Below are 26,425 nucleotides of genomic sequence, written 5' to 3' on the forward strand. Positions count from 1 at the left end.
CTACCCCTTGAAAACTCCGCCCGAGCCGGGTGACGCTGCTGGAGGAGAGTAATCGGGGGTGTGCCAGCGGGTGACAGCGGCCACGGTGGTCTCTGCTCGGCTTTTCACTCAAAGATGGGAACAACTGATGAAGAAGCAGATCGCGGCGACCGCCGTAGTGGGCATGGTGCTCGCCGGAGGGATTTCCATTGCAGCCTCGTCGACCGATGCGGCTCCCGCACGGGACGACATAACGTGCACCGCGTCGCAGTTCGCCGGCGGGCGGATCGCGATATCGGGAAAGGGATTCCCGGACGGTGAGACGGTCACCGCGAGAAATTCCGCAGGAGCGTCGGTGGGCACGTTCACCACGACACCCGGCGGCTTCTTCGAATTCACCGGGCTTACGAACGACACCTACACGGTGACGTCCAAGTTCGCCAAGGTGACCTGCGCGAAGCTCGCCGAGCCGGGCGGCCGGGGCGGTCAGCAACAGCAGCAGGGCGGCCGGGGCGGTCAGCAGCAGCAGGGAGGGAGGGGCGGTCAGCAGCAGCAGGGCGGCCGGGGCGGTCAACAGCAGCAGCAACAACAGCAACAGCAGCAGCAACAACAGCAGCAACAGCAGCAGCAACAACAGCAACAGCAGCAGCAGCAACAGCAGCAACAGCAGCAGCAGCAGCAACAGCAGCAGCAGCAACAGCAACAGCAACAGCAACAGCAACAGCAACAGGGCGATGGGGGCGGTCAGCAACAGCAGGGCGATGGCGGTCAGCAACAGCAGGGCGGTGGGGGCGGTCAGCAACAGCAGGGCGGTGGGGGCGGTCAGCAACAGCAGCAGGGCTGACGGGCGACGCGTCCACCTTCCTCGCCACCGGCCCCGGCCTCCGAACGGAGACGCCGGGGCCGTCCGTCTGCCCGGGCGGAGGACGGGCCGTGCGCCCGCCTGGCCCACTGGGCGTGCCCCGGGGCGGGACTGTGGCCACTCTGGGTTCCGACGGCATGACGGCCGGCCGTTGACCCCGTCGCCCGCCGCGTGGCGGTCCGCTACGCCCTGGAGCCCGTATGGACGCACCTCTGACCCCCATCAGCGTCATCTGCGACTGCCCGCTGATCGCCCACGGCCTGACGCATGTGATCGGCCCCGAACCGGATCTGCGGATCGTGACCTCGGTCAGGAAGGTGGGCGACTACCGCGACCAGGGGAACCACGGGGAGGTCGTCCTGCTGAACGTCCAGCTCTCCACCTGGGAGACGTCCAGCGTCGTCTCCCGGCTGCACCGCAAGGGACACGCGGTCATCGTGCTGGCGTTCTCGGAGAAACAGTCGGACGCCGTGCTGTGCATCGAGGCCGGGGCCCGCGGCTATCTGGGCCATAGAATCGGTGAAACGGAATTGCTGACGGCCATCCGCGCCGTGGCCTCCGGGAGCAGTTATTTCTCCGCCGACCTCAACGGCCGCGTCCTGCCCGCACCGCCGCCGCGTCTCACCGACCGGGAAAGGCAGATTCTACAGCTTCTCGCCGACGGCGCCACCGACCGGGAAATCGCCGTGACGCTGAACATCACCGAGAACACGGTGCACTCGCATCTGGACCGGCTGCGCAGCAAGAGCGGATTTCATCGCCGGGCGGATCTGACCCGGCTGGCACTGCGGTACGGCCTGACCGGTGAATGAGGAAGAGAAGGAAAGGGGTAGTGCCCCTTTCCACCCGGCCGACGCCGGGAAAACGTGTCCGGCCGACCGCGCCCGCGTCGCTCCTGGAAATGCCATGCGGCCTTCTGATACCAGGATATTGCCGAAGGAGCCGCCGGATCCGGCGGACCGCTCGCCGGGAGGCCGTGCCGACGGCCCGGGCGGGCCGTCCGGTCTCTCACCGGTCTCCCTCTGGGTCGTCGCGCTCACGGCGGTGGCCGTCGTCGTGGGGGCCGCCGTGCACCTGGCCGTGGTCTTCCTCGCCATCGCTCCTGCGAACCACCTGTCCCAGCGGCACGCCACCGGCATCAGCCGGTACCTCGGTCCCGAGTTCGCCCAGCAGTGGAAGCTCTTCGCCCCCAACCCGTCGACGGCGAACACCCATGTGCACGCGCGCGCCCAGGTCGAGGCGCCCGACGGAACCCTCTCCACCACCCGGTGGCTGGACCTGACCGCCAAGGACGAGACCCGGATCGCACACCATCCGCTGCCCGGCCAGGCGTACCAGAACGAACTGCGCGTCGCCTGGAACAACTTCATCGAATCGCTCGACGGCCAGGGCCGCCCCACCGGCCTGTACGGAAGCCTCATGCGGCGGTACCTGGTGCGCATCGCCGTCCGGCGGCTCGGCCCCGGGACCGACGGCGGCACCGTACGCCGCGTCCAGCTGCGCTCGGCCGTCACACCGGTGCCGGCGCCCCCGTGGAGCTACCAGTACGTCGACACCAGGACCAGCTACCTCGTCCAGCCGTGGTGGACCGTCGGGACGGAGGACGCCGGATGACCGCATACCCCTCGGTGCCGCCCGGCCGCCCCCTCGGGCCGCCTGGCCCGGCACCGCTGCCGCGCGGCTTCGCCACGGCCGTGCGGCGCGGTCTCGCACGGATCGCCGCCGAGCCCTTCGCGCCGTACCAGGCCGCCGTCCTGCGGATCGGCCTCGCGCTGACCTGGCTCGCCCTGCTGCTGCGCGAAGGGGTGGACCGCGCCGAGCTGTACGGCCCGGACGGCTCCTGGAGCTGGGACATGAGCCGGCGGTGGAACGCCACGACCCACGCCTTCACCGCCCTCCTGTGGCACGACGGCCGGCTGTGGTTCGAGGCCGTCTACGTGGCGGCGGTCGCGGCGTCGGTGATGCTGCTCCTCGGCTGGCGGACCCGGACCGCCTCGCTGCTCTTCATGATCGCCGTGATGGCGGTCCAGAACCGCAACCCGTTCGTGGGCAACGGCGGCGACAACCTCCTCCACGTCATGGCGGTCTACCTGGTGTTCACCCGCTGCGGAGCGGTCTGGTCACTGGACGCGCGCCGGGCCGCGAAGGGCCGGGACCACGGCCCCGACACGGCCGGGATCGTCCTGTGGGCGTGCTTCGCCGCCGTACTCGCCCTGGTCACCGCGTTGGGACGACTCGGCGCTGGCTGGGCGTCGCTGCTCTGGGGTTTCCTCGCCGCTCAGCTGGCGGGGTGGCTGGTGCGGCGCCGCGCGCCCGGGGAGCCGCGCACCGTCCTGACCATGGCCGGCAACGTGGTGCACGCCGGGGCGATGCTGGTCATCGCGGTCCAGATCTGCCTGATCTACTCGTCCTCCGGCTGGTACAAGATCCAGGGCTTCCTGTGGCAGGACGGCACGGCGCTCTACTACGCGCTGCACATCGGCAACGTCACGCCGTGGCCCGCCCTGTCCCGGGTCGTCGCGAGCCACGGCCTGGTCGTCCTGCTGCTGACCTACGGCACGGTGATCGCCGAGGTCGCCTTCCCCTTCCTGCTGTTCAACCGCCGCACCCGCACCGCGATCGTGATGGTCATGATGGGCCTGCACGCGGGGATCGGGACGCTGCTCGGCCTGCCGTTCTTCTCGCTGGCGATGATCGCGGCGGACGCGGTCTTCCTGCCGGCCTCCGTACTGCGCCGGCTGGGCGACCATATGACGCGCGCGGCCCGCCGGACGCGCACCGCCCTGCTCCGCCCGAGCCGCGCACCGGCCCGCTGACAGGCCCGGACGACGCACCGGCCGACCGAGACGCCCGGACGGCGTACCGCCCGGTCGAGAAGTCCCGGCCGTCTGGAAGAGACCCGTCGCCTAGAGCGGCAGCACCTCGCCCGCCGAGGCCGGTCGCGCGGGTGCCGGTACCGCCGGGAGCACCGCCTCGGCGGGCTCGGGCCGCTGCCGGGGGAGCCCGGCGGGCAGCAGCGGGCGCGGTCCCGCCAGCACCGTGTAGTCCTGGCCGAGGAACGGCGGCTCGATCACCCCGGGGTCGTCACCCAGCGCGAGCCGCACCGCCGCCCAGGGCGCGTTCACCCCACAGAGCGACAGCTGGTGCAGCCCGCCGGCCGCCCTGGTGTTGACGTCGAGCAGCACCGGGCGGTCGCCGAGCATCCGGAACTGGATGTTGGACAGATGGTGCAGCCCGAAGCCCTCCGCGATCAGCCGGGCCGGCGCCAGCCACCGCTCGTCCAGGGTGAAGCCCCGGCGGCGGCCGTTCTTGGTGCGGCCGATGGCGAGCCGTACCCGGTTGTCCGTCCCGGTCAGGCAGTCGACGGACACCTCCGGCTCCGCCAGGCGGGGCATCACCAGCCAGTCCACGGGCTCCCCGGACCGCCGTAGCGCGTCGAGGACCGCCTCCAGCTGCACATACGGGCCGGGGAAGCCGCTCAGCTGCGGCAGGGACACGGGGGACCGGGTGATCACCCGGAAGCCGGCCCCGCCCGCCCCGGCGGCCGGCTTGACGCACGCCTGGTGCCCGGCCTCCTCCAACTCCTCCACGGCGGCGAGGAGTTGGTCGGCCGTCCGGACCCGCCACCACGGCGGCACCGGGACGCCCACCGAGCGCACCGCCTCGTACCCCACCGCCTTGTTCTCGAACACGGCGACCGCCTCGGGCGTCGGCGCCAGCAGCGCCGTACCGGCCGCCGCGAACTCGGCTCGGTGCGCCACGATGGCGGCCTGGTGCAGCCGGGGCACGAACACGTCGATGCCGCGCCGGGCGCACTGGTCGAGCGCGTATTCGACGTACGCGGCCGGGGACAGGCCCTCCGGCTCCAGCTCGGCGGTGTCGGCGGCGGCCAGCACCGGGGAGTCCGGGTCGCCGTGCGTGGCATGGATCTCGACCGCCCGGTCACCGGGATTTCTCCGCAGCTGATCCATGAAGAACACGTTCTCCGCGTACGTGCGGTTGAGCCAGACGCGTACGCGAGAGAGCATGCAGGCCGCCTTTCGGGTGTGCGGGCAGGGCGGAGCGGCCCGTGCCCGGGCAGGTGCGAGGAAGGGTCACCAAACGGCCCTGGGGGAGAGGGAGTCGGGGCGCCGGTGTCGGGGCGATCATACGGCCAACCGGAGCCCCCTCGCGCACCCCGCGGGCGCGGGCCGCACCGATCCTCCACGGTGCTCGGCACGGCCCACTTCTCGCGCACCGCGCGGGCGCGGGCCGCACCCGCGCGTGTCAGTGGTTCCCGGGCGCCGCCCCCTCGGCGACGGCGGCGGGCGTGTCGGCCCCCGCCGAGGGCTCCGCCGAGCCGGCGACGGGCGCGTCGGCCGGCCGGGCGCGCGGCAGCCACAGCGCGATCAGCAGACCGAGGGCCATCCCGGCCGCGGTGAGCAGGACGACCAGGAACTCCCCGTCCGCGGTGGCGGCCCGCAGCGCCTGCCCGGTCTTGCCGCCGGTGCCGGCGTCGGCGATCGCGGTGAGCACGGCCAGGCCGATGGCGTTGCCCAGGTTGAGGGTGGTGGAGGCCATGCCGTTGGCGATGCCCTGCTCGCCGGGCGCGACCTTGGTGGCGGCGGCGATCCACATGGACGTCCACACGATGCCCTGGCCCACCCCGGAGACGATCAGCCCGGGGACGGCGATGCCGTAGCCGGCGTCCGCGTCGAAGCCCAGGGAGAGGGCCGCGGTGCCCACCGCGCCGATCAGGAAGCCCCAGATCAGCGTGGTGCGCGCGCCCAGCCGGGTGGTCATGCGCTCGCCGAGCTGGGTGCCGGCGGCGATGGCGACGGAGGGCACGAGGAACGCCAGCCCGGTCTCCAGGGCGCTGAAGCCGTGCACCGACTGCAGCAGCACGGTGAGGAAGTAGGGCAGGGTGCCGAACGTGGCCATGTACAGGAACGTCACCGTGATGGCCACGCTCAGGCTGCGGTTGCGGAACAGCCGGAACGGCATCAGCGGGTCGGCGCTGCGGGACTCGATCGCGGCGAACGCGGCGAGGCACACCACGGCGGCGACGGCCGCACCGATGACCGCGGGCGAGGCCCAGCCCCACTCCGGGCCCTCCACCAGGGCGAAGACCAGCAGGGTGGCGCCGGCGGTGACGGTCAGGGCACCGGGCAGGTCGAACCGGCGGCCCGCGCCGCCCGCCGGGTCGCGCGGGATGACGAACACGGCGGCCAGGGCGACCAGCCCGGCCAGCGGCACGTTGACGAAGAAGACGGCGGGCCAGCCGAAGGCCTGGGTGAGCAGGCCGCCCAGCAGCGCGCCGACGGTCAGGCCACTGGCCCCGGCCCCGCCCCACACGGCGAGCGCCCGGTTCCGCTTGGGGCCCTCCTCGAACAGGGTGTTGATCAGCGACAGCGTGGACGGCAGCAGCAGCGCACCGCCGATGCCCTGTACGGCCCGCGCGGCGACGATGACCTCCGGGCTGCCCGCCAGTCCGCCGGCCAGCGAGGAGACGGCGTACACGGAGAGCGCGAGCACGAAGATCCGGCGCCGGCCGAGGAGATCGGCGGCCCGGCCGCCGAGCAGCAGGAAGCCGCCGGCGAAGACCACGTAGGCGCTGACCACCAGCTGCTGGGTCTGGCCGGGGAAGTCCAGGTCGGCGCCGATGTCGGGCAGGGCGACGAACACGATGTTCAGGTCGAGGGAGAAGATCAGCTGCGCCAGCGCCAGCAGCGCCAGGCTCCAGCCCGGCCGGGTCCGGCCGGGACCGGTCGGCCGCGGGTGCGGCCCGGGGGAGGTGGACATGGTCGGCCCTTCGGGGTCATGGGCAGGGCGGCCCGGCTCACTACGACAGTTCGTATAGTCTCGTACTGTCGAACTTTCGCCCAGCGGAGCCATCGGTATCCGGCCACACCGGTGACGGCCACGGCGGACCCGCGCCTCCCGCCGCCGGATCTGAACGCGCGCCTGGCCGGACGGTCGCGCTACCGTGGAGCGGTGATCCCGCACGACCCGGACCCGGGACGGAATCCGGTCCGGCAGCCTCCTCCACGGTGACCGGAAAGCGACCATGATCGGCCAAGTCGCCGCCCGGCCCCGGAAGCTGACGCCAGGCCAGAAGACTCTTGTCCCGGGCCCGGTCGGTGTGTTCTTGTGGTGCCATCGGATGATCGGAAGGGGTGTGCGGGGTGGAGTCGACGGCCGGGGCCGGACAGCTGCTCGCCATCAGCGACCTGCACATCGGCTATCCGGACAACCGCGCCCTCGTGGAGGACATGCGGCCGGAGAGCGACGAGGACTGGCTCATCGTGGCCGGCGATGTCGCCGAGACCGTGGCCGACATCCGCTGGGCCCTCGGCACGCTCGCGCGCCGCTTCCGCAAGGTGCTGTGGGTGCCCGGCAACCACGAGCTGTGGACCCATCCCCGGGACGAGGTCACCCTGCGCGGCGTCGCCCGCTACGAACACCTGGTCGAGGTCTGCCGGGAACTGGGTGTCGTCACCCCCGAGGACCCCTACCCCGTGTGGCGCGGCGCCGGCGGCCCGGCCGTCGTCGCCCCGCTGTTCCTGCTGTACGACTACTCGTTCCTGCCGGCCGGCTGCGCCACCAAGGCGGAGGGCCTGGCCTACGCGGAGAGCACGGGCATCGTCTGCAACGACGAGTACCTGCTGCACCCCGACCCCTACCCGACCCGTGAGGCCTGGTGCCGGGCCCGGGTCGCCGAGACCGAGCGCCGGCTGGCCGAGCTGCCCGAGGACCTCCCGACCGTGCTGGCCAACCACTACCCGCTGGACCGGCACCCCACCGAGATCCTCTGGCACCCCGAGTTCGCCATGTGGTGCGGCACCGGGCTGACCGCAGACTGGCACCGCCGGTTCCGGGTCGCCACCATGGTCTACGGCCATCTGCACATCCCCCGCACCACCTGGCACGACGGAGTCCGCTTCATGGAGGTCTCCGTGGGTTACCCCCGCGAATGGCGCAAGCGCCCGGAACCGCCGGGAAGGCTGCGCCGCATCCTGCCGATGGAGGTCGAAGCAGGTGATCGAGGAGCTGCTCCCGGAGTCGGTCGTGGCCGTGGAGGCACACACTGACGACCCGCTGTGGGAGACCCCGCTCTACCCGGCGGAGGAGGCGCTCGTCGTGCGCGCGGTGGCCAAGCGGCGCCGTGAGTTCGCCGCCGTGCGCGGCTGTGCCCGGCGCGCCATGGAGAAGCTCGGCGTGCCGCCGCAGGCCGTGCTCAGCGGCGAGCGGGGCGCCCCGCGGTGGCCGGACGGGCTGGTCGGCAGCATGACCCACTGCGACGGCTACTGTGCCGCCGCGCTGGTCCGCGCCGCCGACCTCGCCTCCCTCGGCATCGACGCCGAGCCGCACGGGCCGCTCCCGGAGGGCGTCGGCGACTCCGTGTTCCTGCCCGCCGAGTCCGCGCGGCTCGGCGAGCTGGCCCTGCGCCGGCCCGCCGTGCACTGGGACCGGCTCCTGTTCAGCGCCAAGGAGTCCGTCTACAAGGCATGGTTCCCGCTCACCCGCAAGTGGCTCGACTTCTCAGAGGCCGACATCACCCTGCACCCGGACACCGGCGGCGAGTCGTACGGCACCCTGCGCGCCGAACTCCTCGTGCCCGGGCCCCTGGTCGGCGGCCGGCGCCTCCAGACCTTCGAGGGACGGTGGATCGTCAGGGACGGGGTGGCGGCGACCTCCGTCGTCGTCCCGCACGGGTCCCCGGCACCGGGTACCTGACGGGCCGACAGACCGCGTACCGCACACGCCGCGCCCCTGACGCCGGGCGCCCCGCGTGCCGCCGGGCCGTCAGGCGGGCGGGTACCAGTCGCGCAGCAGGCGGAAGAACTCCGCCTCGTTGCCCGCCAGTCCCGCGTGGGCCAGGGCCTGTTCGGCCTCGGCGAGGACCGCGGGCGGCACGACGGCGGGCCGGCCGGCGCCCTGCGGCCCGTCCAGGGCGGCGCGCACCGTGTGGAGCAGCCGCAGATACGCCTGGACGGCGGTGCGCTCACGATCGGTCAGTACGGCGGTGGGCATCGGTCGGCTCTCCCCGGGTAGGCGTCACGGTCACGCGCCCTGCGGCGCCGTGCACCGCGTCCCGCGGCGCACACCCCCAGCTTGCCGCCCGCCACTGACAATTCCGTCCGGCTCGGCCCGCGTTCGCCCGCTCAGCGCAGGCGCGAGGAGGAAACGGCCGCACCCGGGCACGCCTACGACCCGTCACCGGCGGACGTCGGGACTCCGCCGTACAGCCCTCACCGGTGGGCATCAGGTCCCCGCCGTACCGCCCTCACCGGCGGTGCCAGGACCCCGCCGCCGGTGTCACGACTCGGGCCGCTTGACGCTCTCCAGGAGCATGTCCAGCCATTCCGCGACCTTGTCCCGGTGCTGGTCGGTGGGCAACTGCGCGGCCCGCCAGGCGATTCCGCGCACCCCGTGGTCCTGCAGCAGCCGCTCCAGCGGATCCTGCGCGGCCTCGACATCGGCCCGCTCCCGGTCCGCGAGCTTCTGCAGCAGCTCCTGCTCGACGCGCTGTAACGCGCCCGCCAGCGCCTCGGGGTCCTCCGCGGTGAGGAAGCCGGCGTGCACCCGGAAGAAGCGCTGCAACGCGTCGCAGTGCTCCATGGTGGGCCGCCGGTCGCCGTTGATGAGGGCGCCGGCCTGCTGCCGGGACATGCCCGCGCCGTCGGCGATCTCCTGCTGGGTGTACCGGCGTCCGCCCGGTTTCAGCCGGGTGCGGCGCAACAGGTCCAGGCGCTGCAGGAAACGGGCCTGGACGTCCGGTTCGCCGGCCGGCCGGCCACTGAGCAGAGCCCTGACCACCGGCTCGGGCACCCCGCAGGCGATGGAGAGCCGCCCGACGTCGAAGACCTCGGCGTGCGGTACGCCGAGGCGGTCGGCGAGCGCGGTGACGCGGGCGACGACGGCCGGCAGCTGGGCGGTCGCCGAGGCGCCCGGATCCTCGTAGCCATCCGTCACCGACAGAACTCCTACGTCTCTAAAGAGGGCTTCAGGTGCGTCCGTGCTTCTCACGAGCGATCGCCGTGAACTTCCCGGAGAGTAGCCCGTGTCCGGAACCCACATCCAGGTGTCGCCACAACTGTGGCGAATTTCAGCCGTCAACCGGCACGAAATGCCACGATAGTTGACACGACTCTTGCCTGGGCAGCAGGATCGCATCGCCGCGTGAAAGGCCGCAGAGGCAAGAGGGGTGACCTCCCGATGGCACATCAGGCAGGAGGGCAGCGGCCGGCACCGCGGCCCGTCCCCGACACTTGCGACACCCGGGCGTACCTCCAGGACTACGGGGCGCTGCTGGAGTACATGTCGTGCCCGTCCCTGGTCGTCGACCACCAGTGGAACGTGGTCATGGCGAACCGGGCGTTCGAGACGCTGTTCGGCGGCGTGCGCCCGCATCCGACGGCCATGCCGGGGGAGAACTTCCTGCGGTTCGTGCTGTTCCATCCGGACGCGGGAGAAATCCTAGGCGAGCACGAGCCGGCCTGGTGCCTGCCGATGCTGGCCCAGCTGCGCAACGCGCTGGAGGCCTACGGCCACGACCACGAACTCCAGGCCGTGCGCCGGGAGATCGCCCAGGACCCGATCATGGAGGCCGCCTACCGGCACGGCCTGCCGCACTGGATCCGCGCCGTCGGCGAGGCCGCGACCCGGCTCGACGGCGCCGTACGCCTGCTGCACCACCCGGACCCGCGCCACGGGCGCACCGAGTGCCGCATCGTGGAGGAGGCGCCGCAGCCGCTGCGGGAGCTCGGCTACCGGCGCCTGACGATGGTGCTGCGCGAGCCCCGCCGCCCGGCCGCACCGGTACGCCGCCCCCGCCGGACCCGGGGCACCGCTTCCCACCTCACGTCGGTCCCGGCACCCGAGGCCTGACCCGGCCCGGCCCGCGAGGGCGGCGCGTCTGCTTCCCTCACCCCGGCGCATTTACGCAAGCCACTTGCAAGGCTTGCGCTACCCTTGCGCTCATGACGCGACGACTTGCGGAAGTGGCCAAGAAGGTCGGGGTCAGCGAGGCCACCGTCAGCCGAGTGCTCAACGGCAAGCCCGGGGTCTCCGACGCCACCCGGCAGGCCGTGCTGACGGCTCTCGACGTGCTCGGCTACGAGCGCCCCACCCAGCTGCGCGGCGAACGCGCCCGGCTCGTCGGCCTCGTCCTGCCCGAGCTGCAGAACCCCATCTTCCCGGCGTTCGCCGAGGTCATCGGCGGCGCCCTGGCCCAGCTCGGGCTGACCCCGGTGCTGTGCACCCAGACCAAGGGCGGGGTCTCGGAGGCGGACTACGTCGAACTGCTGCTCCAGCAGCAGGTCTCCGGCGTCGTGTTCGCCGGCGGCCTGTACGCCCAGGCCGACGCGCCGCACGACCACTACCGGCTGCTCGCCGCGCGCAACATCCCGGTCGTGCTGGTCAACGCGGCCATCGACCACCTCGGCTTCCCCGGCGTGTCCTGCGACGACGCCGTGGCCGTCGAGCAGGCCTGGCGGCACCTGGCCTCCCTCGGTCACGAGCGCATCGGCCTGCTCCTCGGCCCCGGCGACCACGTCCCCTCGGCCCGTAAACTCGCCGCCGCCCGCGCCATCGCCGGCGACCTGCCGGAGGAGTTCGTCGCGCGGGCCATCTTCTCCCTCGAGGGCGGCCACGCCGCCGCCTCCCGGCTGATCGACCGGGGCGTCACCGGCATCATCTGCGCCTCCGACCCGCTGGCCCTCGGCGCCGTCCGGGCGGCCCGCCGCAAGGGGTACGACGTCCCGGGCCGGGTCTCCGTCGTGGGCTACGACGACTCGGCGTTCATGAACTGCACCGAACCCCCGCTGACCACCGTCCGCCAGCCCATCGAGGCCATGGGACGCGCGGCCGTGGAGCTGCTGAACGCGCGGATCGGCGGCACCGCCGTACCCGCCGAGGAGCTGCTGTTCGAGCCGGAGCTGGTGGTGCGCGGCTCCACCGCGCAAGCGCCGCGCGACTGAGCCTCCGCCAGAGCCGACCGACTGTCGAATAATTACAGATCTCGCGCGACATCTTGCGGTCGGATGTCGGCGGTGCTTGAGTGTGCGGCGCCCACCGCTCCTGCCACGAGTGTCATGAGGGGTCCACCGATGAGACACACCGGGTTCCGCCGTACCGCCTTCGCCATCGGCGTCTGTTCCTCCCTCGTCCTCGCCGCCACCGCCTGCGGGTCCGGTGCCGACGGCGCGGCGAGCGGCAAGACCCGCATCACCGTCAACTGCGAGCCGCCCAGGAGCGCCAAGACCGACCGCGCCTTCTTCGAGGCGGACACCGCCGCCTTCGAACAGGCCCATCCGGACATCGACGTCGTCGCCCACGACGCCTTCCCCTGCCAGGACCCCAAGACCTTCGACGCCAAGCTCGCCGGCGGCCAGATGGAGGACGTGTTCTACACGTACTTCACCGACGTCCGGCACGTCGTGGACCTGGGCCAGGCCGCCGACCTCACCCCGTACCTGAAGGAACTGAAGAGCTACGGCAGCATCCAGAAGCAGCTGCGGGACATCTACACCGTCGACGGGAAGGTCTACGGCATCCCGCGCACCGGCTACTCCATGGGGCTGGTCTACAACCGCGCCCTGTTCCGCAAGGCCGGACTGGACCCCGAGCGGCCCCCGGCGACCTGGGAGGAGGTCCGCGCCGCCGCCCGGAGGATCGCCGCCCTGGGCGACGGCACGGTCGGCTACGCCGACTACAGCGCCCAGAACCAGGGCGGCTGGCACTTCACCGCCGAGCTGTACGCGCAAGGCGGCGACGTGGTCGGCGCCGACGGCGAGAAGGCCACCATCGACACCCCCGAGGGCCGCGCCGTGCTGCGGAACCTGCACGACATGCGGTGGACCGACGACTCGATGGGCAGCAAACAACTCCTCGTCATCAACGACGTGCAGCAGATGATGGGTTCGGGCAAGCTCGGCATGTACCTGGCCGCCCCCGACAACATCCCGATCCTGGTCAAGGAGAAGGGCGGCGACTACCAGGACCTCGCCCTGGCCCCCATGCCGGGCGGCCACGCCACCCTCATCGGCGGCGACGGCTACATGTTCCGCAAGCAGGCCACGCCCGCCCAGATCCGCGCCGGCCTGAAGTGGCTCGACCACATGTTCCTCACCCCGGGCAAGGGCTTCCTCGGCGACTACGCCCGCGCCAAGAAGCACGACGCCCCCGTCGGCCTGCCCGAACCGCGCCTGTTCACCGGCGCCGCCGACGCCACCGACCAGCGGGTGAAACAGGCCAACGCCAACGTCCCGGTGGAGAACTACCGGGCGTTTCTCGACGGCAACGGCAAACTCCGGCTGAAGACGGAACCGCCGCACGCCCAGCAGATCTACTCCGTCCTCGACGGCACCGTCTCCGCCGTCCTCACCCAGGAGGACGCCGACATCGACCAGCTCCTGAAGGAAGCCTCCGGCAAGATCGACAGCATTCTGGCCCGGGACTGACCGCCATGACGAAGACGGCCGAGCGACGGCCCGTCGCCCACCCGCCCGTCCCCCCGCCCCCCACGCCCGCCCCGGCCGGGCGCCGCCGGCGCCGCCTGGCCGACCAGGCCCGCGCCTACGGCTTCCTCCTCGGCGGCCTGCTCTGCTTCGCCCTGTTCTCCTGGTACCCGGCCATCCGCGCGGTCGTCATCTCCTTCCAGAAGTACACCCCGGGCTCACCGCCCGAGTGGGCCGGCACCGCCAACTTCACCCGCGTCCTGGACGACCCCGAGTTCGCCGACGCCTGGCGCAACACCCTCGTCTTCACCCTGCTCGCGCTGCTCATCGGCTTCGCGATCCCCTTCGTGCTCGCCCTCGTCCTGAACGAACTGCGGCACGCCAAAGCCTTCTTCCGCGTGGTGGTCTACCTGCCGGTGATGATCCCGCCGGTGGTCAGCGCCCTGCTGTGGAAGTGGTTCTACGACCCGGGAGCCGGCCTCGCCAACGAGGCCCTGCGCGTGGTCCACCTGCCCACCTCGCACTGGACGAACGGCACCGGCACCGCGCTGGTCTCCCTGGTGCTCGTGGCCACCTGGGCCAACATGGGCGGCACCGTCCTCGTCTACCTCGCCGCGCTCCAGTCCATCCCCGGCGAGCTGTACGAGGCGGCCGAACTGGACGGCGCGAGCCTCCTCCAGCGCGTCAGACACGTCACGGTCCCGCAGACCCGGTTCGTGATCCTGATGCTGATGCTGCTTCAGATCATCGCCACCATGCAGGTGTTCACCGAACCGTTCGTCATCACCGGCGGCGGACCGGAGAACTCCACCGTCACCGTGCTCTACCTCATCTACAAATACGCCTTCCTCTACAACGACTTCGGCGGCGCCTGCGCCCTCAGCGTCATGCTCCTGGTCCTGCTCGGCGCCTTCTCCGCCCTGTACCTGCGGCTCACCCGCACCGAGGGGGACACATGACCCCGGGCACCCGCACCCTGATCTCCCCGGCCGCCCTCGCCCGCCCCCGCGGAAAGGCCCTGTACTGGACGGTGTTCACCGCCGTCGTCGTCCTCTTCGCGCTCGCCTTCCTCTTCCCCGTGTACTGGATGGTGACCGGCGCGCTGAAGTCACCGGACGAGGTGGCCCGCACCCCGCCCACCCTGCTGCCCGAACACTGGCACCCCGGCGGCTACACCGACGCCTGGGAACTGATGGAGCTGCCGCGGCACCTGGGGAACACCCTCGTCCAGGCGGCCGGCGCCTGGGCCTTCCAGCTGGTGTTCTGCACGGCCGCCGCCTACTCCCTGTCCAAGCTGCGGCCGGCGTTCGGCAAGGTGGTCCTCGGCGGCATCCTCGCCACCCTCATGGTCCCGGCGCAGGCACTGGTCGTCCCCAAGTACCTGACCGTCGCCGACCTGCCGCTGATCCACACCAACCTGCTCAACGACCCCCTCGCCGTCTGGCTGCCGGCGGTCGCCAACGCCTTCAACCTCTACCTGCTCAAACGCTTCTTCGACCAGCTGCCGCGCGATGTGCTGGAGGCCGCCGAGATCGACGGCGCCGGAAAGCTCCGCGTCCTGTGGTCCGTCGTGCTGCCCATGTCCCGGCCGGTGCTCGGCGTGGTGTCGATCTTCGCACTGGTCGCGGTCTGGCAGGACTTCCTGTGGCCGCTGATGGTCTTCTCCGACACCGGCGAGCAGCCGATCAGCGTGGCCCTGGTGCAGCTGTCGCAGAACGTCCAGCTCACCGTGCTCATCGCCGCGATGGTGATCGCCAGCATCCCCATGGTGGCGCTCTTCCTCGTCTTCCAGCGGCACATCATCGCCGGGATCGGCGCGGGCAGCACCAAGGGCTGACGCCGCCGCCCCGTCCACAGAAAGGCCAAGCTCCGTGGGACAGCCCACCCCTGCCCGCACAGACCGCGACTGGTGGCGCGACGCCGTCATCTACCAGGTGTACGTCCGCAGCTTCGCGGACGGCGACGGCGACGGCACCGGCGACCTCGCGGGCGTCCGCGCCCGGCTGCCGTACCTGGCCGAACTCGGTGTCGACGCCCTGTGGTTCACCCCCTGGTACCTGTCGCCCCTGAAGGACGGCGGCTACGACGTCGCCGACTACCGGACCATCGACCCGGCCTTCGGCACCCTCGCCGAGGCGGAGAAACTCATCGCCGAGGCGGCCGGGTCGGGCATCCGCACGATCGTCGACATCGTGCCCAACCACGTCTCCGACCAGCACCCCTGGTTCCGGGCCGCGCTCGCCGCCGGACCCGGCAGCCCCGAACGCGAACTGTTCCACTTCCGGCCCGGACGCGGCCCGCACGGCGAACTCCCGCCCAACGACTGGCCCTCGCAGTTCGCCGGCTCCACCGAACCGGTGTGGACCCGGCTGCCCGACGGCGACTGGTACCTGCACCTGTTCACCCCAGAACAACCCGACCTCAACTGGGCCCACCCGGCCGTCCGCCGGGAACACGAGGAGATCCTGCGCTTCTGGTTCGAGCGGGGCGTCGCGGGCGTCCGCATCGACTCGGCGGCCCTGCTCGCCAAGGACCCCGACCTCCCCGACCTCGCTGCCGACCCCGAACCCCACCCGTTCCTCGACCGCGACGAACTCCACGACATCTACCGCTCCTGGCGGCGCGTGGCCGACGAGTACGACGGCGTCTTCGTCGGCGAGGTCTGGCTCCCCGACCCCGAGCGCTTCGCCCGCTACCTGCGCCCCGACGAACTCCACACCGCCTTCAACTTCTCCTTCCTCACCTGCCCCTGGGACGCCGGCCGGCTGCGCGCCGCGATCGACACCACCCTCGCCGAGCACGCCCCCGTCGGCGCCCCGGCCACCTGGGTGCTGTGCAACCACGACGTCACCCGCACCGTTACCCGCTACGGCCGCGCCGACACCGCCTTCGACTTCGCCACCAAGGCCTTCGGCACCCCGACGGACCTCGCCCTCGGCACCCGGCGGGCCCGGGCCGCCGCCCTGCTGTCGCTGGCGCTGCCCGGCGCGGTCTACCTCTACCAGGGCGAGGAACTGGGCCTGCCGGAGGCCGGCATCCCGCTCGAGAGCATCCAGGACCCGATGCACTTCCGCTCGGGCGGCACCGACCCCGGCCGCGACGGCTGCCGGGTGCCGCTGCCCTGGGCCGCCGATCTGCCGTACGCCGGATTCGGCTCCCGCGAGGAGCCGTGGCTGCCGCAGCCGGCCGACTGGCCGTCGTACGCGGTCGACCGCCAGCGGCGGGACCCGCACTCCATGCTCTCCCTGTACCGCACGGCCATCGCCCTGCGCCGCGTGTTCGGCGACGGCCCCCTGACCTGGCTGCCCGCCCCCGACGGCGTGCTCGCCTTCGCCCGCGCGGACGCGCTGTGCGTGGTCAACCTCTCGGCCACGCCCGCCCCGCTGCCCGCGCACTCCCGGCTCCTGCTCGGCAGCGGCCCCCTGGACGACACCGGCCGGCTGCCCCGGGACACGGCGGCCTGGCTGCGCGTCTGAGCCGCGCCGCACGCACCACCGCACCCTCGCGGGTCCGAGCCGCGCCGCAGGAGCACAGCGCTGTCGCGCGTCCGAGCCGCGCCCCCACGCACCACCGCGCTCTGCCACGCACCCCTACCACGAAGGGATCGGCACATGCACAGCAGCACCGCCGGACAGCTCCGGCGCCTGCCGGCCATCGGGGCGGTCGTCGCCCTCGCCGCCGGCATGCTCGTCACCCTCGCCCCGGCCGCCCACGCGGCGGCGGGCGCCTCGCTCCCCTTCACCTCCGTGGAGGCCGAGTCGGCGAGCGGCAACGGCACCCGGATCGGCCCCGACTACACCCAGGGCACGCTCGCCTCGGAGGCATCCGGCCGGCAGGCCGTCCGGCTGGCGCCCGGACAGCGGGTGGAGTTCACCGTGCCGCGCACGGCCAACGCGCTCAACCTCGCCTACAGCGTCCCCGACGGCCAGTCGGGCGCGCTCGCCGTGTACGTCAACGGCATCCGGCTCACCGGGACCCTGCCGGTGACCGCCAAGTACTCCTACGTCGACACCGGCTGGATCACCGGCTCCAAGACCCACCACTTCTTCGACAACACCCGCATGCTGCTGGGCCGGACCGTCCAGGCCGGTGACAAGGTCGCCGTCGAGGCGACCGGTGCGCAGGTCACCGTCGACGTCGCCGACTTCGAGCAGGCGCCCGCGGCCGCCGCCCAGCCCGCCGGATCGGTGTCCGTGGTCGCCAAGGGCGCCGACCCCAGCGGCAACGGCGACTCCACCCAGGCGTTCCGGGACGCCATCGCCGCCGCCCAGGGCGGCACGGTCTGGATCCCGCCGGGCGACTACCGGATCACCTCCTCCCTCGGTGGCGTGCAGAACGTCACCCTCCAGGGCGCCGGCCACTGGTACTCGGTCGTGCACACCTCCCGCTTCATCGACCAGACGACTTCCGCCGGCAACGTGCACATCAAGGACTTCGCGGTCGTCGGCGAGGTCACCGAGCGCGTCGACTCCAGCCCGGACAACTTCGTCAACGGCTCGCTCGGCCCCGGGAGTTCGGTGTCGGGCATGTGGCTCCAGCACCTGAAGGTCGGCCTGTGGCTCACCGGCAACAACGACAACCTGGTGGTGGAGAACAACCGCATCCTCGACACCACCGCCGACGGCCTCAACCTCAACGGCAACGCCAGGGGCGTACGGGTGCGGAACAACTTCCTGCGCAACCAGGGCGACGACGCCCTGGCCATGTGGTCCCTGTACGCCCCGGACACCGACTCCAGCTTCGAGCACAACACCATCTCGCAGCCCAACCTCGCCAACGGCATCGCCGTCTACGGCGGCACCGACATCGCCGTCCGCGACAACCTGGTCTCCGACACCAACGCCCTCGGCAGCGGCATCGCGATCTCCAACCAGAAGTTCCTCGACCCCTTCCACCCGCTGGCCGGCACCATCACGGTGGCCGGCAACACACTCGTGCGCGCCGGCGCCATGAACCCCAACTGGAACCACCCGATGGGCGCGCTGCGCGTCGACTCCTACGACAGCGCCGTCAACGCCACCGTGAACATCACCGACACCACGATCACCGACAGCCCGTACAGCGCCTTCGAGTTCGTCTCCGGCGGCGGGCAGGGGTACCCGGTGCGCAACGTCAACGTGACCGGGGCGACCGTGCGGGGCACCGGGACGGTCGTCGTGCAGGCCGAGGCCCAGGGCGCCGCCGTCTTCAGGAACGTCACCGCCGTCCAGGTCGGCGCGGCCGGCGTGTACAACTGCCCCTTCCCGGCGAACTCCGGCTCCTTCACGCTCGCCGACGGCGGCGGCAACTCCGGCTGGTCGAGCACCTGGTCGGACTGCTCCACCTGGCCGCGGCCCGGGCAGGGCAACCCCGAACCCGACCCCAACCGCAACCTCGCCAAGGGCCGCCCGGCCACCGCGACCGGCTCCCAGGACGTCTACACGCCCGGCAAGGCGGTCGACGGCGACGCCAACTCCTACTGGGAGTCGGCCAACAACGCCTTCCCGCAGTCCTGGACGGTCGACCTCGGCGCGTCCTACGGCGTGCGCCGCGTGGTGCTGAAGCTGCCCCCGTCGGCGGCCTGGGGCGCCCGCACCCAGACCGTCGCGGTGCTCGGCAGCACCGACGGCACGACCTACACGACCGTGGCCGGCGCCCAGGGCTACCGCTTCGACCCCGCCACCGGCAACACCGCGACCGTGTCCCTGCCCGACGGCACGAACCTGCGCCATCTGCGCCTGACCGTCACCGCCAACACCGGCTGGCCGGCGGGCCAGTTCAGCGAGGTGGAGGTCTATTCGTCCTGACCCAGCGGATACCGAGGGAGCCGCGCCGGGCCCGGCTCCCTCCTCAGCGCTCCAGCTCCCGGTGGGCCGTCTCCGGCAGCCGCAGGTACACCAGCGAGGACAGCAGGCAGAGCACGGCCACGTACCAGGGGAAGAGCCCCGAGTGCCCCAGGTCCTTGAACAGCGTGCCGACGTAAGGGGCCGTGCCGCCGAACAGCGCCACGGTGAGGGAGTACGGGAAGCCGATCCCGGCCGCGCGCACCCGGGGCGGGAACACCTCGGCGTTGACGGCCGCGCTGACGGACGTGAACCCGGTCAGCAGCACCATGCCGGCGCAACTCACCAGCAGCAGCACGGCGAAGGAGTCGCGCAGCGCGTGCAGCAGCGGCACGCACAGCACGGCGAAACCCACCCCGAAGCCGAGCAGCAGCGGCCGGCGCCCCACCCGGTCGGACAGCATCCCGCCGAGCGGCTGGAGCACGGCGAAGAAGGCCAGCGAGATCGTGCTCACGAGCAGCGCGTCCGACTTCGCGACGCCTGCGTTGAGTTCGGCGTACGTCGGCAGGTACGACGTCCAGGTGTAGTAGGCGATGGTGCCGCCCGCGGTGATCCCGGCGATGAGCAGGGACTGGCGCGGATGGCGGCGCAGCGCCTCGAACAGGCCCGGCCGCGGCGCCTGTCGCTGCGCTGCGCTGCGGGTCTCCGCGGCGCCGCGCCGGATCCAGAAGCCGACCAGGCTGAACGCCCCGCCGAGCCAGAACGGCACCCGCCAGCCCCAGCCGTCCATCGAGGGTCCGTCGAGTGTGTCCACGAGCAGGGTGGCGATGCCGGAGGCGACCAGCTGGCCCCCGGTCGTCGAGACGTACTGGAAGCTGGAGAACAGCCCGCGCCGGCCCGGCCCCGCCGACTCCACCAGGAAGGTGGTCGAGGCCGCGAACTCCCCGCCCACCGACAGCCCTTGGAGCAGCCGGGCGGCGACCAGCACCACCGGGGCCGCGACGCCCGCCGAGGCGTAGGTCGGGGTCAGCCCCACCAGCAGGCTGCTGCCGCCCATCAGCAGGATGGTGACGGTGAGGGCGGCCCGCCGGCCGCGCCGGTCGGCGACCGCCCCCATCAGCAGCCCGCCCACGGGCCGCATGAAGAAGCCGACCGCGAACACGGCGAACGTCGACAGCAGGGGCACCAGGGAGTTGCCGGTGTCCTTGGGGAAGACCGCGGCGGCGATGTAGGTGGCGAGGAACGTGTAGGCGTACCAGTCGTACCACTCCACGGCGTTGCCCACGGAGGCGGCAACGAGCTGTCGCGCGGACCGTCTCGTCCGCTCCGGTGCCGTCGTCTGCTTGCCTGTCATGATCGCGTCTCTCCCCGGCCGACGGGTCCCGCACACCTCATGTAGCGATGAGTTCACATCGGTGCCACCGGATACTTCCCTGACGTTTGGTGCTCTTGGAACACTCGCTCCGCGCACGTTCCGTCAGCCGGCGGCACTCGTGTACGTCAGGACGAGAGGACCCTCACTCATGCCCGAAGTCAACCGGCGGCGCTTCCTCCAGCTCGCGGGCGCCACCACGGCGTTCACGGCGCTGGCCGGCAGCATCCAGCGCGCGGCGGCCCTGCCCGCCCACTACCGCACCGGATCGCTGGACGACGTGGAGCACATCGTCGTCCTGATGCAGGAGAACCGTTCCTTCGACCACTACTTCGGCTCCCTGCGCGGAGTACGCGGTTTCGGCGACCCCCGCCCGGTCACCCGGAACGGCCGGACCGTCTGGAAGCAGTCCGACGGCACCAAGGACATCCTGCCCTTCCACCCCGACGCCGACGACCTGGGCCTGGCCTTCATCCAGGACCTCCCGCACGGCTGGAACGACGGCCACGCCGCGTTCAACGGCGGCAAGTACGACAAGTGGGTGCCCAACAAGTCCGCGACGACCATGGCGTACCTGACGCGCGAGGACATCCCCTTCCACTATGCGCTCGCGGACGCCTTCACCGTCTGCGACGCCTACCACTGCTCGCTCATCGGCTCCACCGACCCCAACCGCTACTACATGTGGACGGGCTACACCGGCAACGACGGCAAGGGCGGCGGCCCGGTCCTCGGCAACGAGGAGAAGGGCTACGGCTGGACGACGTACCCCGAGCGCCTGGAGCGGGCCGGGATCTCCTGGAAGATCTACCAGGACATCGGCGACGGCCTGGACGCGAACGGCTCCTGGGGCTGGATCAACGACGCCTACCGCGGCAACTACGGCGACAACTCGCTGCTCTACTTCAACCAGTACCGCACCGCCCAACCCGGCGACCCGCTCTACGACAAGGCCCGCACCGGCACCGACGCCCGCAAGGGCGAGGGCTTCTTCGACCGGCTGAAGGCGGACGTCAAGGCGGGTACCCTGCCCCAGGTCTCCTGGATCGTCGCCCCCGAGGCGTTCACCGAACACCCCAACTGGCCCGCGAACTACGGCGCCTGGTACGTCTCCCAGGTCCTGGACGCGCTCACCGCCGACCCCGACGTGTGGGGCCGGACCGCGCTGTTCATCACCTACGACGAGAACGACGGCTTCTTCGACCACGTCATCCCGCCCTATCCGCCGGCCTCCGCGGCCCAGGGCAAGTCGACCGTCGACCCCGCGCCCGACGTGTTCAAGGGCGACAGCGGCCATGTCGCCGGCCCCTACGGGCTCGGCCAGCGGGTGCCGATGCTGGTCGTCTCCCCGTGGAGCAAGGGCGGTTACGTCTGCTCCGAGACCTTCGACCACACCTCGATCATCCGGTTCATCGAGCGCCGCTTCGGCGTCCGGGAGCCCAACATCTCGCCCTGGCGCCGCGCCATATGCGGCGACCTGACGAGCGCCTTCGACTTCTCCCGCCAGGACACCGCGCCGGTGGCGCTGCCCTCCACGGCCGGCTACCGGCCGCCGGACCGCGACCGGCACCCGGACTACGTGCCGAAGCCCCCCGCCCAGGGCGCGCTGCCCCGGCAGGAGCCCGGCAGCCGGCCCACCCGCCCGCTGAAGTACGCCCCGGCGGTGGACGGTTCGGCGGACACGGCGACCGGCAAGTACACGCTCACCTTCGCCTCCGGGCCGGGCGCCGGCGCGGCCTTCCTGGTGACGTCCGACAGCCGCACCGACGGCCCCTGGACGTACACCACCGAGGCGGGCAAGACGCTCTCGGACACCTGGAACTCGGTGTACTCCGGCGGGAACTACGACCTCACCGTGCACGGGCCCAACGGCTTCCTGCGCGTCTTCAAGGGCCGCAACAAGGTGGCCGGACCCGAGGTCACCGCCCGGCACACGGGCGACGACATCGAGCTGGCCTTCACCAACAAGGGCTCCGGCACCGCGCGGCTGAAGGTCACCGACGGTTACGGCGGCAGCCCGCTCACGGTGACGGTGCGGCCCGGCGCCACCGTACGGCAGACCGTCGGCCTCGCGGCGAGCGAGCGCTGGTACGACCTGACCGTGACCTCGGACGCCGACCCGGCCTTCCTGCGCCGCTTCGCCGGCCATGTGGAGAACGGGCGGTCCGGCGTCAGCGATCCGGCGATCGCCACGGGGTGAACGACCGATGAACACCGCTCCGTGCGGACTGGTCAGGTACCGGTCACATCAGGGTAGTGTGCCCCGGTGACCACGCAATCGAACACCCCTGCCGGCTGGTACCCGGACCCGCACGGAGCGCAGAACACGCAGCGTTACTGGGACGGCACGCAGTGGACCGAGCACACCAACCCGGCCCAGCAGGCCGCCGGGCAGGTTCCGCCGCAGCAGGCCCCGGCCCAGCAGCCCGCCTTCCCGCAGCAGCAGGCCGCCGCCGACCCCAAGGTGCAGCGCCAGGTGCAGCAGCAGGCCGGTGTCACGGCCGGCGGCGCCGGCGGCGGCACCCTCTTCACCGAGCCCGTCCTGGTCGTGAACCAGAAGGCCAAGCTCATCGAGCTGACCAACGAGTACAAGGTCATGGACCAGAGCGGCCGGGAGATCGGCTCGGTCACCCAGGTCGGCCAGGGCATCCTGCGCAAGATCCTGCGCTTCGTCTCCAGCCTGGACCAGTTCCTGACCCACAAGCTGGAGATCCGCGACGCCTACGGCCAGCCGCAGCTGCTGCTGACCCGGCCCGCGAAGATCTTCAAGTCCCGGGTGGTCGTGACCCGCCCGGACGGCTCCCCGGTGGGCGAGATCGTCCAGAAGAACATGATCGGCAAGATCAACTTCGCGATGATGGCGAACGGCCAGCAGGTCGGCGCGATCAAGGCGGAGAACTGGCGGGCCTGGAACTTCGCGATCGTCGACCACGCGGACAACGAGGTCGCCCGCATCACCAAGACGTGGGAGGGCCTGGCCAAGACCCTCTTCACGACCGCGGACAACTACGTCCTGCAGATCCACTACCAGCTGCCCGAACCCCTGCTGAGCCTGGTGGTGGCGACGGCGCTGACCGTGGACACCGCGCTCAAGCAGGACGCCCGCGGCTGGGGCTGATCCGAGGCGGACGCGCGAAACGGCGGCGGCCGGTGCCCGGGGGACTCCCCGCGCACCGGCCGCCGCCGTATGACGCCTCACAGGGCCGTGAGATGCCCCGGCTGCCCCGGCTGCCGGGGCACCAGCGCCTGCCCTTCACCGCCCGTCCCCGTGCCCGTCCCTGTGCCCGGTTCGGGCCGGCGCGGGACGAGGGCCGGTTCGGCGGTGGCCGTGCCCGGTTCCAGGGCCAGTACGGCCGCCACCGGATGGTCCTCCTCCGCCGCCGGTCCGCCGGGATCCGGGGCGGGGGACGCCCGGGTGAGCAGCAGCACGCCCCAGCCGGCCAGCCCCGCGCCGGCGACCGCCAGCAGCACCCCGCCGGCCCCGCCGCGCAGCCCCTGCCCCAGCAGACTGAGGCCGATCACCGCGGCGGCCACCGGGTTGGCGAGGGTGACCACGGCCAGCGGCGCGCCCAGCCCGCCGCGGTAGGCGGTCTGGGACAGCAGCAGCCCGCCCACGGCGAACGCGGCGACGAGCACGGCACCCACGATCACCTCGGCGCTCAGCACCGGACCCGAGCGGTCCGTGGCCGCCACGGTCACCGTCTGGGTCAGCGCGGAGGCCACCCCGGAGGCGAAGCCGGACGCGGTCGCGTGCCTCAGGCCCGGCCGCGCGCCGGGCCAGGACAGCAGCCCGATCGCGGCGGCCGTCGCCCCGGCGACCACCAGCGCCGCCGGCAGCGACAGCACCCGCGAGGGCGCCGGACCGGACGCGGCGACCAGCAGCGCGGCCAGCCCCAGCAGGGTGAGCGCCGTACCGCGCCACTCCACCGCGCTGACCCGCCGCCCGGCCGCCCGCGCGCCCAGCGGCACGGCCGCGACCAGGGTGAGCGCGCCGAGCGGCTGTACGACGGTCAGCGGGCCGTACTTCAGGGCGACGACGTGCAGCAGCGCGGCGGCGGCGTTCAGCCCGACCGCCGACCACCAGGCGCCGGTGCCCAGCAGCCGCAGCAGCCCGGTGCCGGCGCCGCGCGCGGCCAGGCGCTCCTGGGCGACGGCGGCCAGCGCGTAGGCGACGGCCGACACCAGCGACAGGCCGAGGGCGGCCAAGGCGGCGGCGCTCATCGGACCGCTCCCGCCGGCACGGGCTCCCGGGCGACCGGCACATGGGTGCCGCGTCCCGCCGTGGTGGCGGTGCGCCGGGGCGGATGGATGGCGGCGAGGGCCAGACCGAGCATGGCCGTGGCCACCAGCGCGTCGAGCCAGTAGTGGTTCGCCGTGCCGACGATCACCAGCAGGGTGATCAGCGGGTGCAGCAGCCACAGCAGGCGCCGGCGGGACCTGGTCGCGGCGATCAGGCCGATGGCCACCATCAGCGCCCAGCCGAAGTGCAGCGAGGGCATCGCCGCGAACTGGTTGGACAGGTGGTCGCTGGACGGCGGGCCGTACACGGAGGGCCCGTAGAGGCGGCCGGTGTCCACCAGGCCGGTGCCGGTCAGCATCCGCGGCGGGGCCAGCGGGAAGGTGAACGGCAGCACCAGGGCGGCCGTGGTGACCACCGCGAGGACCCGGCGGGCCCAGACGTAGTGCGCGGGCCGGCGCACGTACAGCCAGACCAGGAAGGCGAGCGTGGCCGGGAAGTGGACGGTCGCGTAGTAGGTGTTCGCCAGATGGACGAGGGTGTCGCCGTGCAGCAGTGCGGACTGCACGGCGTTCTCGCGGGGGAGGTGCACGGCCCGCTCCAGGTCCCACACCCGGCGGGCGTTGCGGAACGCGTCGCCGGTGTGGCCGGTGGCCAGCCGGCGGCCGAGTTTGTAGACCAGGAAGAGCCCGGCTACCAGCAGGAATTCACGTATCAGAGGCGGGCGTGCCGGGATGGCCGGTGCCGTTTCCGCCTCCGCAGGCTCGGTTCGGGCATTCATCCCCCGGCCCCTTCACTGACGGTGGTGCGTGTGGTGGTGCGTCGGCGTCCCGGTCGGTCACCGGAACTCATCGATACGTTGCCGTACCGATACGCCAGTGTACCGATACGGTGGAGTACCGGTACACTGGCGTATCGATTGATGTGCGCCACACTGGACACAGCACGAGCGAGGGGAAGCACGCATGACGTCGCAGGCCGCGGAGGGACCGGAGACGGTCGTCGCCTCGCGCCGCTCCAAGATCACGCCGGAGCGTGAGCGGGAGTTCTTCGACGCCGTGCTGGAACAGATCCGCGAGTGCGGCTACGACTCCGTCACCATGGAGGGCATCGCCGCCAGCACCCGGTGCAGCAAGTCCACGCTCTACCGGCAGTGGAAGACCAAGCCGCAGTTCGTCGCCGCCGCCCTGCGCGCCAGCCGCCGGGTGCGGTTCGCCGGCATCGACACCGGGTCGCTCGCCGAGGACCTGCGCCAGGCCGCCCGGGCCGCGGGCGACTGGTCCGGCAAGGACACCCGGCTGCTCCAGGCACTGGGGCACGCCGTGACCTCGGACCAGGAACTGGCCCGGGCGCTGCGCGAGGCGCTGGTCCACCCGGAGATCGCCGCGCTGGAGGAGATGCTCGCCCGGGGCGTCGCCCGGGGCGAGGTCCGGGCGGACCACCCCGCGCTGGAGTACATCCCCGCCATGATGTTCGGCGTCCTGCGTGTACGGCCGGTCCTGAACGGGCAGTACGCCGACGCCGACTATCTGGTCCGGTTCGTGGAGGCCGCGGTGCTGCCCGCGCTCGGACTGGGATAGACGCGGGCCGCCGTTCACGGGATGACTGAACGACGGCCTGCCCGCGCCGCACCGTGGGGACGGGGGCGGCGCGCACCCCCCGGCCGGGTGGGATTCCTCTTGAGCGGAGGGGAACCCCACCCGGCCGACTCGTGTCCACGGCGCCCCGGGCGGCGGCCGGTTCCCGCGCGCCGGCCCGGCTGGGAACGGTCCC

General features: G+C 72.3%; 23 protein-coding genes. 16 read left to right on the forward strand and 7 right to left on the reverse strand.

Annotated elements, in window-relative coordinates; all coding sequences use genetic code 11:
- The first annotated feature begins 127 nt into the window (after positions 1-127).
- The 4 genes from IH25_RS40920 to IH25_RS0130910 all read left to right on the forward strand — a co-directional run bounded on the left by IH25_RS40920 (position 128) and on the right by IH25_RS0130910 (position 3,657).
- Complete coding sequence (locus IH25_RS40920; RefSeq protein WP_030618113.1) at positions 128-823, forward strand: hypothetical protein; 696 nt, start codon at positions 128-130, stop codon at positions 821-823.
- 218 nt (positions 824-1,041) lie between these two features.
- Complete coding sequence (locus IH25_RS0130900; protein WP_030618116.1) at positions 1,042-1,653, forward strand: response regulator transcription factor; 612 nt, start codon at positions 1,042-1,044, stop codon at positions 1,651-1,653.
- Between the two features lie 232 nt (positions 1,654-1,885).
- Complete coding sequence (locus IH25_RS0130905) at positions 1,886-2,455, forward strand: DUF5819 family protein (protein WP_157847043.1); 570 nt, start codon at positions 1,886-1,888, stop codon at positions 2,453-2,455.
- Positions 2,452-3,657 carry an HTTM domain-containing protein gene (locus IH25_RS0130910; RefSeq protein WP_051754257.1) on the forward strand — a complete coding sequence of 402 codons (1,206 nt, stop codon included), beginning with the start codon at positions 2,452-2,454 and terminating at the stop codon, positions 3,655-3,657. The genes IH25_RS0130905 and IH25_RS0130910 overlap by 4 nt, the downstream gene beginning before the upstream one ends.
- A 90-nt stretch (positions 3,658-3,747) precedes the next feature.
- On the opposite strand, the gene IH25_RS0130915 is transcribed toward IH25_RS0130910, so the two are convergent.
- Both IH25_RS0130915 and IH25_RS0130920 read right to left on the reverse strand, forming a co-directional pair.
- Entirely contained in the window at positions 3,748-4,869 is a 1,122-nt protein-coding gene (locus IH25_RS0130915) for an ATP-grasp domain-containing protein (RefSeq protein WP_030618124.1), read from the reverse strand.
- A gap of 238 nt (positions 4,870-5,107) precedes the next feature.
- Entirely contained in the window at positions 5,108-6,622 is a 1,515-nt protein-coding gene (locus IH25_RS0130920; protein ID WP_051754259.1) for an MFS transporter, read from the reverse strand.
- A 383-nt stretch (positions 6,623-7,005) separates the two neighbouring features.
- On the opposite strand from IH25_RS0130920, the gene IH25_RS0130925 reads away from it, so the two are divergent.
- The gene (locus IH25_RS0130925; RefSeq protein WP_030618130.1) at positions 7,006-7,911 is read left to right on the forward strand and encodes a metallophosphoesterase family protein; all 906 of its coding nucleotides are present in this window, start codon (positions 7,006-7,008) and stop codon (positions 7,909-7,911) included.
- A complete protein-coding gene (locus tag IH25_RS0130930) occupies positions 7,859-8,557 on the forward strand; it encodes a 4'-phosphopantetheinyl transferase family protein (RefSeq protein ID WP_030618133.1) in 699 nt (232 codons plus the stop codon). Before IH25_RS0130925 ends, IH25_RS0130930 begins: the two co-directional genes overlap by 53 nt.
- Before the next feature lie 69 nt (positions 8,558-8,626).
- On the opposite strand, the gene IH25_RS0130935 is transcribed toward IH25_RS0130930, so the two are convergent.
- Complete coding sequence (locus tag IH25_RS0130935) at positions 8,627-8,854, reverse strand: hypothetical protein (protein WP_030618138.1); 228 nt, start codon at positions 8,852-8,854, stop codon at positions 8,627-8,629.
- Positions 8,855-9,139: 285 nt separating this feature from the next.
- Complete coding sequence (locus IH25_RS0130940; RefSeq protein WP_030618141.1) at positions 9,140-9,796, reverse strand: helix-turn-helix domain-containing protein; 657 nt, start codon at positions 9,794-9,796, stop codon at positions 9,140-9,142.
- A 243-nt stretch (positions 9,797-10,039) separates the two neighbouring features.
- Here IH25_RS0130940 and IH25_RS0130945 point away from each other — a divergent pair, with 243 nt between their 5' ends.
- The 7 genes from IH25_RS0130945 to IH25_RS0130975 all read left to right on the forward strand — a co-directional run bounded on the left by IH25_RS0130945 (position 10,040) and on the right by IH25_RS0130975 (position 19,067).
- Positions 10,040-10,711: an MmyB family transcriptional regulator gene (locus tag IH25_RS0130945; protein ID WP_030618144.1), complete on the forward strand. Its 672-nt coding sequence runs from the start codon at positions 10,040-10,042 to the stop codon at positions 10,709-10,711.
- Positions 10,712-10,803: 92 nt separating this feature from the next.
- Positions 10,804-11,802 (forward strand): LacI family DNA-binding transcriptional regulator, encoded by a 999-nt coding sequence (locus tag IH25_RS0130950; protein ID WP_030618146.1) that lies wholly within the window; start codon positions 10,804-10,806, stop codon positions 11,800-11,802.
- Between the two features lie 129 nt (positions 11,803-11,931).
- Positions 11,932-13,284, forward strand: coding sequence for an ABC transporter substrate-binding protein (locus tag IH25_RS0130955; RefSeq protein WP_030618149.1), 1,353 nt, complete (start codon positions 11,932-11,934; stop codon positions 13,282-13,284).
- A 5-nt stretch (positions 13,285-13,289) separates the two neighbouring features.
- Positions 13,290-14,240 (forward strand): carbohydrate ABC transporter permease, encoded by a 951-nt coding sequence (locus IH25_RS0130960; protein ID WP_030618152.1) that lies wholly within the window; start codon positions 13,290-13,292, stop codon positions 14,238-14,240.
- Positions 14,237-15,118, forward strand: coding sequence for a carbohydrate ABC transporter permease (locus IH25_RS0130965; protein WP_030618156.1), 882 nt, complete (start codon positions 14,237-14,239; stop codon positions 15,116-15,118). The genes IH25_RS0130960 and IH25_RS0130965 overlap by 4 nt, the downstream gene beginning before the upstream one ends.
- A 34-nt stretch (positions 15,119-15,152) precedes the next feature.
- On the forward strand, positions 15,153-16,757 hold the full coding sequence (locus tag IH25_RS0130970; protein WP_030618160.1) for a glycoside hydrolase family 13 protein: 1,605 nt from the start codon (positions 15,153-15,155) through the stop codon (positions 16,755-16,757).
- Positions 16,758-16,892: 135 nt separating this feature from the next.
- Positions 16,893-19,067: a discoidin domain-containing protein gene (locus IH25_RS0130975; RefSeq protein WP_030618164.1), complete on the forward strand. Its 2,175-nt coding sequence runs from the start codon at positions 16,893-16,895 to the stop codon at positions 19,065-19,067.
- A 43-nt stretch (positions 19,068-19,110) separates the two neighbouring features.
- Here IH25_RS0130975 and IH25_RS0130980 read toward each other — a convergent pair whose 3' ends face one another.
- Positions 19,111-20,397, reverse strand: coding sequence for an MFS transporter (locus IH25_RS0130980; RefSeq protein WP_030618165.1), 1,287 nt, complete (start codon positions 20,395-20,397; stop codon positions 19,111-19,113).
- A gap of 169 nt (positions 20,398-20,566) precedes the next feature.
- On the opposite strand from IH25_RS0130980, the gene IH25_RS0130985 reads away from it, so the two are divergent.
- Positions 20,567-22,615, forward strand: a complete 2,049-nt coding sequence (locus IH25_RS0130985) for a phosphocholine-specific phospholipase C (RefSeq protein WP_030618167.1) — start codon at positions 20,567-20,569, stop codon at positions 22,613-22,615.
- Between the two features lie 66 nt (positions 22,616-22,681).
- Positions 22,682-23,533: a phospholipid scramblase-related protein gene (locus tag IH25_RS0130990; RefSeq protein WP_030618169.1), complete on the forward strand. Its 852-nt coding sequence runs from the start codon at positions 22,682-22,684 to the stop codon at positions 23,531-23,533.
- A 77-nt stretch (positions 23,534-23,610) separates the two neighbouring features.
- Here the strand turns inward: IH25_RS0130990 and IH25_RS0130995 are convergent, their stop codons facing one another.
- The gene (locus IH25_RS0130995; RefSeq protein ID WP_078844508.1) at positions 23,611-24,636 is read right to left on the reverse strand and encodes a hypothetical protein; all 1,026 of its coding nucleotides are present in this window, start codon (positions 24,634-24,636) and stop codon (positions 23,611-23,613) included.
- Positions 24,633-25,433 carry a phosphatase PAP2 family protein gene (locus tag IH25_RS0131000; RefSeq protein ID WP_030618175.1) on the reverse strand — a complete coding sequence of 267 codons (801 nt, stop codon included), beginning with the start codon at positions 25,431-25,433 and terminating at the stop codon, positions 24,633-24,635. The genes IH25_RS0130995 and IH25_RS0131000 overlap by 4 nt, the downstream gene beginning before the upstream one ends.
- Positions 25,434-25,617: 184 nt before the next feature.
- Between IH25_RS0131000 and IH25_RS0131005 the strand changes: the two genes are divergently transcribed.
- Entirely contained in the window at positions 25,618-26,232 is a 615-nt protein-coding gene (locus IH25_RS0131005; protein WP_030618177.1) for a TetR/AcrR family transcriptional regulator, read from the forward strand.
- Positions 26,233-26,425 lie beyond the last annotated feature (193 nt).

It is taken from the genome of Streptomyces achromogenes subsp. achromogenes (assembly GCF_000720835.1).
GTDB lineage: Bacteria > Actinomycetota > Actinomycetes > Streptomycetales > Streptomycetaceae > Streptomyces > Streptomyces achromogenes.

What these genes read in the sequence shown, in the direction of transcription:
- IH25_RS40920 (WP_030618113.1), top strand. Translation starts at nt 128, where the DNA reads ATGAAGAAGCAGATCGCGGCGACCGCCGTAGTGGGCATGGTGCTCGCC.
- IH25_RS0130900 (WP_030618116.1), top strand. Translation starts at nt 1,042, where the DNA reads ATGGACGCACCTCTGACCCCCATCAGCGTCATCTGCGACTGCCCGCTG.
- IH25_RS0130910 (WP_051754257.1), top strand. Translation starts at nt 2,452, where the DNA reads ATGACCGCATACCCCTCGGTGCCGCCCGGCCGCCCCCTCGGGCCGCCT.
- IH25_RS0130915 (WP_030618124.1), bottom strand. Translation starts at nt 4,869, where the DNA reads ATGCTCTCTCGCGTACGCGTCTGGCTCAACCGCACGTACGCGGAGAAC.
- IH25_RS0130920 (WP_051754259.1), bottom strand. Translation starts at nt 6,622, where the DNA reads ATGTCCACCTCCCCCGGGCCGCACCCGCGGCCGACCGGTCCCGGCCGG.
- IH25_RS0130935 (WP_030618138.1), bottom strand. Translation starts at nt 8,854, where the DNA reads ATGCCCACCGCCGTACTGACCGATCGTGAGCGCACCGCCGTCCAGGCG.
- IH25_RS0130945 (WP_030618144.1), top strand. Translation starts at nt 10,040, where the DNA reads ATGGCACATCAGGCAGGAGGGCAGCGGCCGGCACCGCGGCCCGTCCCC.
- IH25_RS0130950 (WP_030618146.1), top strand. Translation starts at nt 10,804, where the DNA reads ATGACGCGACGACTTGCGGAAGTGGCCAAGAAGGTCGGGGTCAGCGAG.
- IH25_RS0130955 (WP_030618149.1), top strand. Translation starts at nt 11,932, where the DNA reads ATGAGACACACCGGGTTCCGCCGTACCGCCTTCGCCATCGGCGTCTGT.
- IH25_RS0130960 (WP_030618152.1), top strand. Translation starts at nt 13,290, where the DNA reads ATGACGAAGACGGCCGAGCGACGGCCCGTCGCCCACCCGCCCGTCCCC.
- IH25_RS0130965 (WP_030618156.1), top strand. Translation starts at nt 14,237, where the DNA reads ATGACCCCGGGCACCCGCACCCTGATCTCCCCGGCCGCCCTCGCCCGC.
- IH25_RS0130975 (WP_030618164.1), top strand. Translation starts at nt 16,893, where the DNA reads ATGCACAGCAGCACCGCCGGACAGCTCCGGCGCCTGCCGGCCATCGGG.
- IH25_RS0130980 (WP_030618165.1), bottom strand. Translation starts at nt 20,397, where the DNA reads ATGACAGGCAAGCAGACGACGGCACCGGAGCGGACGAGACGGTCCGCG.
- IH25_RS0130985 (WP_030618167.1), top strand. Translation starts at nt 20,567, where the DNA reads ATGCCCGAAGTCAACCGGCGGCGCTTCCTCCAGCTCGCGGGCGCCACC.
- IH25_RS0130995 (WP_078844508.1), bottom strand. Translation starts at nt 24,636, where the DNA reads ATGAGCGCCGCCGCCTTGGCCGCCCTCGGCCTGTCGCTGGTGTCGGCC.
- IH25_RS0131000 (WP_030618175.1), bottom strand. Translation starts at nt 25,433, where the DNA reads ATGAATGCCCGAACCGAGCCTGCGGAGGCGGAAACGGCACCGGCCATC.
- IH25_RS0131005 (WP_030618177.1), top strand. Translation starts at nt 25,618, where the DNA reads ATGACGTCGCAGGCCGCGGAGGGACCGGAGACGGTCGTCGCCTCGCGC.